This is a genomic window from Citrobacter sp. wls718 (genome assembly GCF_005280945.1).
Taxonomy (GTDB): Bacteria; Pseudomonadota; Gammaproteobacteria; order Enterobacterales; family Enterobacteriaceae; genus Citrobacter; species Citrobacter gillenii.
Genome location: NZ_SZWV01000060.1, coordinates 12,593 through 21,263, shown reverse-complemented (window position 1 = coordinate 21,263; position 8,671 = coordinate 12,593). Strand labels below are relative to the sequence as shown.

Annotated in this window: 8 protein-coding genes and 1 pseudogene; all 9 read left to right on the top strand. The window is 60.8% G+C overall.

Features of this window, described 5'->3' with window-relative positions; all coding sequences use genetic code 11:
* Nucleotides 1–2,540 (top strand): heat shock survival AAA family ATPase ClpK (gene clpK, locus FDW95_RS11930; protein ID WP_249359061.1); only part of this gene is annotated, 2,540 nt, incomplete at its 5' end.
* A 120-nt stretch (nucleotides 2,541–2,660) separates the two neighbouring features.
* Nucleotides 2,661–3,565 (top strand): annotated as a pseudogene (locus FDW95_RS11925) (ATP-dependent metallopeptidase FtsH/Yme1/Tma family protein); the annotation flags it as partial.
* Nucleotides 3,566–3,652: 87 nt separating this feature from the next.
* Entirely contained in the window at nucleotides 3,653–4,111 is a 459-nt protein-coding gene (gene hsp20-GI, locus FDW95_RS11920; protein WP_001275372.1) for a small heat shock protein sHSP20-GI, read from the top strand.
* A 22-nt stretch (nucleotides 4,112–4,133) separates the two neighbouring features.
* Entirely contained in the window at nucleotides 4,134–5,048 is a 915-nt protein-coding gene (yfdX1, locus tag FDW95_RS11915; RefSeq protein WP_050311371.1) for a heat resistance protein YfdX1, read from the top strand.
* 102 nt (nucleotides 5,049–5,150) lie between these two features.
* Nucleotides 5,151–6,038: a heat resistance protein YfdX2 gene (gene yfdX2, locus FDW95_RS11910; RefSeq protein WP_016154558.1), complete on the top strand. Its 888-nt coding sequence runs from the start codon at nucleotides 5,151–5,153 to the stop codon at nucleotides 6,036–6,038.
* An 89-nt stretch (nucleotides 6,039–6,127) separates the two neighbouring features.
* Nucleotides 6,128–6,739, top strand: coding sequence for a heat resistance membrane protein HdeD-GI (hdeD-GI, locus tag FDW95_RS11905; RefSeq protein ID WP_001090779.1), 612 nt, complete (start codon nucleotides 6,128–6,130; stop codon nucleotides 6,737–6,739).
* A gap of 79 nt (nucleotides 6,740–6,818) precedes the next feature.
* Entirely contained in the window at nucleotides 6,819–7,964 is a 1,146-nt protein-coding gene (locus FDW95_RS11900) for a hypothetical protein (protein ID WP_047363777.1), read from the top strand.
* A complete protein-coding gene (gene trx-GI, locus FDW95_RS11895) occupies nucleotides 7,954–8,394 on the top strand; it encodes a heat resistance system thioredoxin Trx-GI (RefSeq protein ID WP_000786816.1) in 441 nt (146 codons plus the stop codon). Before FDW95_RS11900 ends, trx-GI begins: the two co-directional genes overlap by 11 nt.
* Before the next feature lie 3 nt (nucleotides 8,395–8,397).
* On the top strand, nucleotides 8,398–8,671 hold a 274-nt coding region (locus tag FDW95_RS11890; RefSeq protein ID WP_170972996.1), incomplete at its 3' end, for a cation:proton antiporter.

The window sequence follows — 8,671 nt, the reverse complement described above, 5'->3', positions numbered from 1 at the left end:
GCGGCAGTGGGCTGGCCAGCCGCATCAGCGAACAGTCGGAAGCCTTGTTGCAGGAGGCCGCCAAACACGCTGCCGAATTTGGCCGCTCCGAGGTGGATACCGAACATCTGCTGCTGGCGCTGGCCGACAGCGACGTGGTCAAGACCATCCTGGGTCAGTTCAAGATCAAGGTCGATGACCTCAAGCGGCAGATCGAGTCTGAGGCCAAGCGCGGGGACAAGCCCTTCGAGGGCGAGATCGGCGTGTCGCCGCGCGTGAAGGATGCGCTCAGCCGCGCCTTCGTGGCCTCCAATGAACTCGGCCATTCTTATGTCGGTCCAGAGCATTTCCTGATCGGTCTGGCCGAGGAAGGCGAAGGGCTGGCCGCCAACCTGCTGCGCCGCTACGGCCTGACGCCGCAGGCGCTGCGCCAACAGGTCAGCAAGGTGGTCGGCAAGGGCGCCGAGGATGGACGCGCTGAGACGCCGACCAACACGCCAGAACTCGACAAGTACTCGCGCGACCTGACCAAGATGGCGCGCGACGGCAAGCTCGACCCGGTGATCGGCCGCGCGCAGGAGATCGAAACAACCATCGAGGTGCTGGCCCGGCGCAAGAAGAACAACCCGGTGCTGATCGGCGAGCCGGGTGTGGGCAAGACCGCCATCGTCGAAGGGCTGGCGCAGCGCATGGTGGCGGGTGAAGTGCCCGAGACCTTGCGCGACAAGCGCCTGGTGGAACTCAACATCAACGCCATGGTGGCCGGCGCCAAATATCGCGGCGAGTTCGAGGAGCGCGTGCAGAAGGTGCTGAAGGAGGTGACCGAGCACCAGGGCGAGCTGATTTTGTTCATCGACGAGGTGCACACCATCGTCGGTGCCGGCCAGGGCGGTGGCGAAGGCGGGCTGGACGTGGCCAACGTGTTCAAACCGATGATGGCGCGCGGTGAACTCAACCTGATCGGCGCCACGACGCTGAACGAGTACCAGAAATACATCGAGAAGGATGCCGCACTGGAGCGGCGCTTCCAGCCGGTGACGGTGCCCGAGCCGACGGTGGCCCAGGCCATCATGATTCTGCGCGGCCTGCGCGACACCTTCGAGGCGCACCACAAGGTCAGCATCTCCGAGGACGCGATCATCGCGGCGGCCGAGTTGTCCGACCGCTACATCACGGCGCGCTTCCTGCCGGACAAGGCGATCGACCTGCTCGACCAGGCGGCCGCGCGCGTCAAGCTGTCGGCCACGGCCCGGCCGGTGGCCGTGCAGGAGCTGGAGTCCGAACTGCACCAGCTGCGGCGTGAACAGGATTACGTGGCCGCGCGCAAGCAGTACGACCAGGCCGCCGAGCTCGGCAAGCGCATCGAAGCCAAGGAGGCCGAGCTCAAGAAGCTCGTCGAGAACTGGGAGCGGGAGCGGGCCTCCGGCAGTGCCGAGGTCAAGGCGGAACACGTGGCGCAGATCGTCTCGCGCCTGACCGGCATCCCGGTCAACGAGTTGACGGTGGAAGAGCGCGAAAAGCTGCTGCACTTGGAACAACGGCTGCACGAGCGCCTGGTGGGACAAGACGAGGCGGTCCGTGCCGTGGCCGATGCCGTGCGGCTGTCCCGCGCCGGCCTGCGCGAAGGCAGCAAACCGGTGGCTACCTTCCTGTTTCTGGGCCCGACCGGGGTGGGCAAGACCGAGCTCGCCAAGGCATTGGCCGAATCGATCTACGGCGATGAGCACGCCCTGTTGCGCATCGACATGTCGGAATATGGCGAACGCCATACCGTGGCGCGGCTAGTGGGCGCGCCTCCGGGCTATGTCGGTTACGACGAAGGCGGTCAGCTCACCGAGAAGGTGCGGCGCAAGCCCTACAGCGTGCTGCTGCTCGACGAGATCGAGAAGGCACACCCTGACGTCTACAACATCCTGCTGCAAGTGTTCGACGACGGTCGCCTCACCGACGGCAAGGGCCGGGTGGTGGATTTCACCAACACCATCATCATCGCCACGTCCAACCTGGGTTCGGACATCATCCAGCGACGGCTGAAGGCGCGTGGGGCGGCCGACGAGGAGTACGAAAAGACCAAGGCCGAGGTCATGGACGTGCTGCGCGGCCACTTCCGGCCCGAGTTCCTCAACCGCATCGACGAGATCATCGTCTTCCATGCGCTGGGCAAGGAGGAGATCCGCCACATCGTCGGCCTGCAGCTCGATCGCGTGGCGCGCAGCGCCGCCAGCCAGGGCGTGACGCTCACTTTCGATCAGACGCTGATCGACCATTTCGCGGAAGAAGGCTACAAACCCGAGTTCGGTGCGCGTGAACTCAAGCGCCTGATCCGCAGCGAGCTGGAAACTGCGCTGGCGCGCGAGATGCTCGGTGGCAGCATCGGCAAGGGCGATCACGCCAGCGCACGCTGGGACGACAAGGCCGAACGCGTGGTGTTCGAACGCAAAGAGCTACCGCAGACCCCGGCCGAGCCGGAGCAGCCGGATGTCGCGAAGGCGACCGAGACGCCGCACGGCGACGCTGGCAAAGGCTCGCGCAAGAAGAAGTCGGCGAGCGACGCATCTTGATGGCGGGCGAGGCTGCCGTGTCCGACCCCATCGGCCTGGCATGGGCAGCCTCCCTGGCATCAATCGCGGTGGCGGTCGTGCCCGCGGGTCACGCGGTCGTCTACAAGCGTGATCCGCGGTCGCCCCGAAATCCTCGACCAGGCGCTGCTGCGTGCCGGCCGCTTCGACCGCCAGGTGCTGGTGGACCGGCCCGACAAGAAGGGGCGGCTGGACATCCTGAAGGTTCATATCAAGAAGGTGACGCTGGCCCAGGATGTAGACCTCGAACAGGTAGCCGCACTGACCACGGGCTTTTCCGGCGCGGACCTCGCCAATCTGGTCAACGAGGCGGCGCTGGCGGCGAGGAGACGCCGTGCGTCCGCCGTGGAATTGCAGGACTTCACCGCGACCATCGAGCGCATCGTGCGGGCCTGGAAAAGAAGAGCCGCGTGCTCAATCCCAAGGAGCGGGAAACCGTGGCCCATCACGAGATGGGCCATGCGCTGGTGGCGCTGGCGCTGCCCGAAACCGACCCCGTACACAAGATCTCGATCATCCCGCGCGGCATCGGCGCGCTGGGCTACACCTTGCAGCGCCCCACCGAAGACCGCTTCCTGATGACGCGTACCGATCTCGAGCACAAGATCGTCGTACTGCTGGGCGGGCGTGCCGCCGAAAAGCTGGTGTTCGGCGAGTTGTCTACCGGGGCGGCGGACGATCTGGCGCGAGCCACCGACATCGCCCGCGACATGATCACCCGCTTTGGCATGGACGAGGGCCTGGGCTACATCGCCTTCGAGGCGCAGCGGCCCCGCTTTGTCGATACACCGGAACTGGCCCACGGCGGTTGCCGGGTGGCCGAATCGACCCAGGCGCGCATCGATCAGGCTATCCGCGACATCGTGATGGGCGTGTTCGAGCACGCCTACCGGATTCTCGACATCAACCGCGCGGTGCTGGAGCGCTGTGCGCGCGAGCTGCTGGCGCGGGAAACGCTCGACGAAAGCGATATCCGTCAATTGACTCAAGGACTTGTTCGGAACTGAAAACAGTAGTAGGTGCCATTCAGAGTAAACCGACGGCTCTGTTCAGTGCGTCATCCAATTCGTCGGCATTGTTCAAGGAGAACCGATATGTCTGCATTGACTCCGTGGGACCCCTTCCGGGAACTGGATGAATTGCAAAACCGCCTGGCGACGATGTTCGGACGAATACCCCAGCGACAGGGCGCCCGTACCGGCAACGAAGCCATGACCACGGCGGACTGGGCACCAATGGCGGACATCAGCGAGGATGAGAACGCATTCCTCCTCAAGCTGGATCTGCCGGAGGTCCCCAAGGATGCCGTGCGCGTCAGCGCGGAAAACGGTGTGCTCACCATCAGCGGCGAGCGCAAACTGGAAAAAGAGGAGCAGGGCAAGAAGTTCCACCGCATCGAACGTGCGTATGGCCGCTTTGTGCGCAGCTTTGTCTTGCCTGACAACGTTGATCCGACCAAGGTGACGGCTTCCATGAAAGACGGCGTGCTGGAAGTGCGGCTTGTCAAGGCCGAGCAAGCCAAACCGAAACAGATTGAAATCTCAGTCAACTAACTTCAATTAAGAGCCCAAGATCATGAATATCAAACAGCCACAATACACCTTCTCCGCACTTGCCCTGGCGGTCGTCGTCGGACTGAGCGGACCGGCTCTGGCCCAATCGGCGGCAGGTTCTAGCCCAGGTGCTGCAGCACCCTCTGCCGCATCCAAGGCGGCACAGCCACAGGTAGATGACAAGGCCGCCCGGGAAGCCGATAAAAAGCGTGCCGAGCTCACTCAAGACGCCATCACGGCGCTCACCAAGACCCAGGAGGCTTTGACCCTCCTTGATGCAAAGAAGACCAAGGAGGCGCTTGCTGCGCTGGAACTGGCCAGCGGAAAGCTGGAACTGGTATTGGCACGCGACGCCAAACTTGCTTTGGCGCCGGTCGATGTACGCGTCATCACCCACGATATCCACGCCAACGTGGAATCGGTAAAGAAAGTGGTCAAGTTGTCTCGGGAGTTGTTGGGTGATGGCGAGGTGCAAAAGGCCCGGCCCATCGTTGCCAATCTGGCCAGCGAAATCGTAATCCAAACCGACAACCTTCCGATGGCAACGTACCCGGCAGCGATCAAGTCGGCCGCACGGCTCATCGACAGCGGCAAGATCGACAACGCCAAAGCGGAACTCGCCCGAGCACTGAACACGCTGGTGGTGACCTCGGTCGCCTTTCCTCTGCCCGTGCTACGGGCCGAAGCCGCGATGGCAAAAGCTGAAAAGCTGGCCGAGACCGACAGGCGCGATGCCAAGCAGAACGAGGAGCTCAGCACCTTGCTGTCGTCCGTGCGCACGGAGATCGAGATGGCGCAGATCCTGGGTTATGGCAAGAAGGCGGACTTCAAACCCATCTTCGATCAGGTGAAGTCCATTGAGCAAAAGTCGGCTGGTGGCAAAAGCGGCAAGGGATGGTTCGACGAGTTGAAGACGCGCATCCAAAAGCTGTTTTGAGGTGATGAAGGGGCTGACTGCTCTGTCGGTCAGTCTCGCGATGTTCGCATTCAGCCCCAATAGATTCGCCTATTTTCACTATCTCATACGAGGCATATCACCATGAATGAGCAAACACCGAATCCCAATGCGACGAACGAAGGAATAAACGAACAGGCCGCGGTAAGCAGCCTTCCTGTCAGTCCAGAGTCCAAGCCTGAAGTCGTCACGGAGGTACAGCCTGAGGTTCAGAAAGAAACGGACTCGCAGGCGGCAGACAAACGTAAACAAGTCCTCGATGAGGCAGTCTCGGCCTTGTCGCTGACCAAATCCGCGCTGGCCGCACTTGACGGCAAGGACACTGCACGCGCATTGGCAACGCTGGCCGAAGTGACGGGAAAGCTGGAGCTGATCGTCGCGCGCGAACCCACGCTCGCCCTGGCCGGCGTTGATGTGCGCACCATCGTGCACGACTTGTTCGCCAACACGGAAACCATTGAGGCGATGACCGACGAGGCGCTGGATGCCCTCAAACATGGCGAGGTGCAACAGGCTCGCCACGTGCTGGCTTTGCTGGCCAGTGAAATCGTGATCACGGTCACCAACATCCCTTTGGCGTCCTATCCCGCAGCCGTGAAGGCAGTCGTGCCGCTGATCGATCAGGGCAAGATCGAAGAAGCCAAAGCCGCGCTGCAGTCAGCGCTCAGCACGCTGGTCGAGGAGCGCAGCGTGCTTCCGCTGCCCGTCCTGCGTGCGAAGCTGCTCCTGAAGCGCGCCGAGCCCCTGGTAGAAGATGGTCAGCGCAGCGAAGCATCCAATGAGCGCCTGGAGACATTGTTGAACGAAGCCCGGCAGCAGTTGGAAATGGCAGAACTGCTGGGCTATGGAAAAAGGAAGGACTTTGAGCCCCTGTACGCTGAACTCAAGAAAATCAAGGAAAAGACGGGAGGGGGAGGCTGCGGAAAAGGCTGGCTCGATGAAGTCAAGGCAAAACTGTCCAAGTTGTTCTGAAACCGCTGGAGAGGGGGCGCATAGCGCCCCCTCTCTTGTCCCATGAGTGTTTGATTTTTTATTTTGTATAGATCTTTAGGAGATATTGCATGAACACAGACACCATCGCTAATTCCAATGCGGATGACCCCACCAAAGCACTGTGTTCGCTGAGCCAAAATTGGTGGCTTTTTGTGCTGCGCGGTGTCTTGGCATTGATTTTTGCAGCCCTCGCGTTCTGGATGCCACAATCGGCTCTGTTGGCCATGACCATCATGTTCGGCGCATTTTCCTTGGTCAATGGCGCGTTCAACTTGTTTGCAGCGGTGCGCCATATCCAGAAAAAAGAGCGCTGGGGCTGGCTGCTGTTCAGCGGCATTGTCGGCATACTTACGGGCGTCGTCGTCCTGGTTGCTCCTTGGGTCGCCACGATAGTCTTGGCTTCTTTTTTATGGGCTAGCGTGGGCTTCTGGGCGATTTTCACCGGTGTGCTGGAGATATCCGCCGCCGTTCGGCTGCGTCGGGAAATCAAGGGTGAAATCTGGCTTGCCCTCAGTGGACTGCTCTCGATTATCCTTGGCGCTATCGTCTTGTGGATATTTTTTACCCGTCCGGTCGAGTCATTCGTGGCCGCAGGCTGGCTGTTGGGTTTCCATGCGGCAGTCTATGGCGTCACGCTTTTGTTCTTGAGTTGGAGTCTTCGCAAAACGCGCCTGGGGTAAGAGCGTGCCAAACCAAAATCTATGGATATGAGCATCCTCGATTCATGCCTCCATAGAAATGACATCGAAGGAGTCATACATGCAGATACAATATAGCTATCGAGCTATCGACAAAGAGTTTCATGAACCTTGGCAGAGAGCTTTGGGAAATGTGATCGAGCACGCCCTCAAGCCATTGCTCGACAAACACACTAAAGATTCAGCGCGACTTCAAATCGTCCTTGATCGCGACAAGATCAAGCGGCAATTTCTGGCCAGTGGCTATATGCACCTGCCCGGCAAAAAGATTGTCAGCGTTACTGCATCACATAACGAGCTGACGCCCCTCGCGCAGATGCTCGCACAGTCGTTGTTCCGTCAGGCCAAGAAGCATTTTGACCGACTGCATGCTCAGGATCAAATCAAGCGCAAAGCACGACGCGAGCGCTTGCGCGAGCTCAAGGTGCGGATTGCCGCAAAACCCGCATCAGCCGCCCATGAGGCCGAGGTGACCCGAATGCCTCTACTGTCGAAACTTGAGGCTGTCGCAAGGCGTGAGCTGGCTTATCTGCGGGCCGTCGGCGATTTACCGCGCGATTATCCGACGCTGCGCGACGTGGTGGATGAAGCGATTGTCCGAGCTAAGGTGGAATGGCAATCCGTGCCGGGGGAAAAAGAGGCTTACACCGGTCTTTTGAAGCATCTGTTCGCCGTCCTGGATAACGAAGTGGCAAGCAGCCGGCAATTTGGCGAATCCGTTTCTCTGGACGCGCCGGTCGAACCGGATGCCCAAGACGTGGCCGAGGCCATGGTGGAAGAGGAAATCTTCGAATTTTATCAGCACGATGACACACTCAAGCTGGCCGATATTTTCGCTGGCAGTCAGCATCCCGATGTCGCAACGATCGCGGAACAGGAGGAGCTGATTGATCGGTCGAGCGAGTTCGCTTTTGCATTTGACCTGCTGAAGGACATGCCGCGTTTGTGGCGGCGCATTTTTCTGCTTATCCGTGTGGACGGGCTGAATGCCAGCAGCGTCTCTGAAATCCTGCTGATTCCTAGTAAGGAAGATGCTGTCCGAAGGTGGCTCATGCAGGCCGAAGCATTCATCGCTGCTCATCTGGAAGAGGCCGGAGTAAGCAAAAACGGGAACGATTGGCTCCAAGGCGTTGATTGGTCGGCATTGTCTGTGACCCGAAACGAGGCAGCCTCACTGTGGTCCAAGGAGGCGAACCATGAAGAATGATCTTCACCTTGTCTGCCCGCATTGCCAGTCCATCAACCGCGTACCGACTGCGAAGCTATCGGAACATCCCAACTGTGGCCGCTGCCAGCAGCCCTTGTTCACGGGCGAGCCCATCGAGTTGACCACGGCGACGTTCTCGCGCCACGTGGAGCGCAGCGATCTGCCGCTGCTGGTCGATTTCTGGGCGCCATGGTGCGGGCCGTGCAAGATGATGGCGCCACAGTTCCAGCAAGCAGCGCACCAGCTCGAACCGAGGATCCGGCTGGCGAAGGTGAATACCGAGGCTGAGCCCCACCTGGCCACGCAGTTCGGTATCCGCAGCATCCCGACGCTTGCCCTGTTCCAGGGTGGGCGGGAAATCGCCCGTCAGGCCGGCGTGATGGGCGCGCAGGACATCGTGCGCTGGACGTCGACGCAAGTGGGACGCTGACCGATGCAGGGCTTGCTCGGCACTACACTAATCCTGCTGGCAGCTTGCAGCCTGGCGGCGATGGCGACGGCGGCGTTCAGAGTGCCCGCCTTGCTGGGGTATCTCTCTGTCGGCGTTGTACTGGGCCCCTCAGTCATCGGCGTGATCGCGCCGGGGGAGACGCTGAGCTTTCTGTCCGAGCTGGGCGTGGCGCTGCTGTTGTTCATGGTCGGACTGGAATTCTCCCTCGGAGACTTCTGGCTCGCCCGCAGGACGGTGCTGATGGCGGGCGCTCTGC

Bases quoted from the DNA above. Each gene is read 5' to 3' on its own strand.
- hsp20-GI (WP_001275372.1), top strand. From the start codon at position 3,653: ATGTCTGCATTGACTCCGTGGGACCCCTTCCGGGAACTGGATGAATTG.
- yfdX1 (WP_050311371.1), top strand. From the start codon at position 4,134: ATGAATATCAAACAGCCACAATACACCTTCTCCGCACTTGCCCTGGCG.
- yfdX2 (WP_016154558.1), top strand. From the start codon at position 5,151: ATGAATGAGCAAACACCGAATCCCAATGCGACGAACGAAGGAATAAAC.
- hdeD-GI (WP_001090779.1), top strand. From the start codon at position 6,128: ATGAACACAGACACCATCGCTAATTCCAATGCGGATGACCCCACCAAA.
- FDW95_RS11900 (WP_047363777.1), top strand. From the start codon at position 6,819: ATGCAGATACAATATAGCTATCGAGCTATCGACAAAGAGTTTCATGAA.
- trx-GI (WP_000786816.1), top strand. From the start codon at position 7,954: ATGAAGAATGATCTTCACCTTGTCTGCCCGCATTGCCAGTCCATCAAC.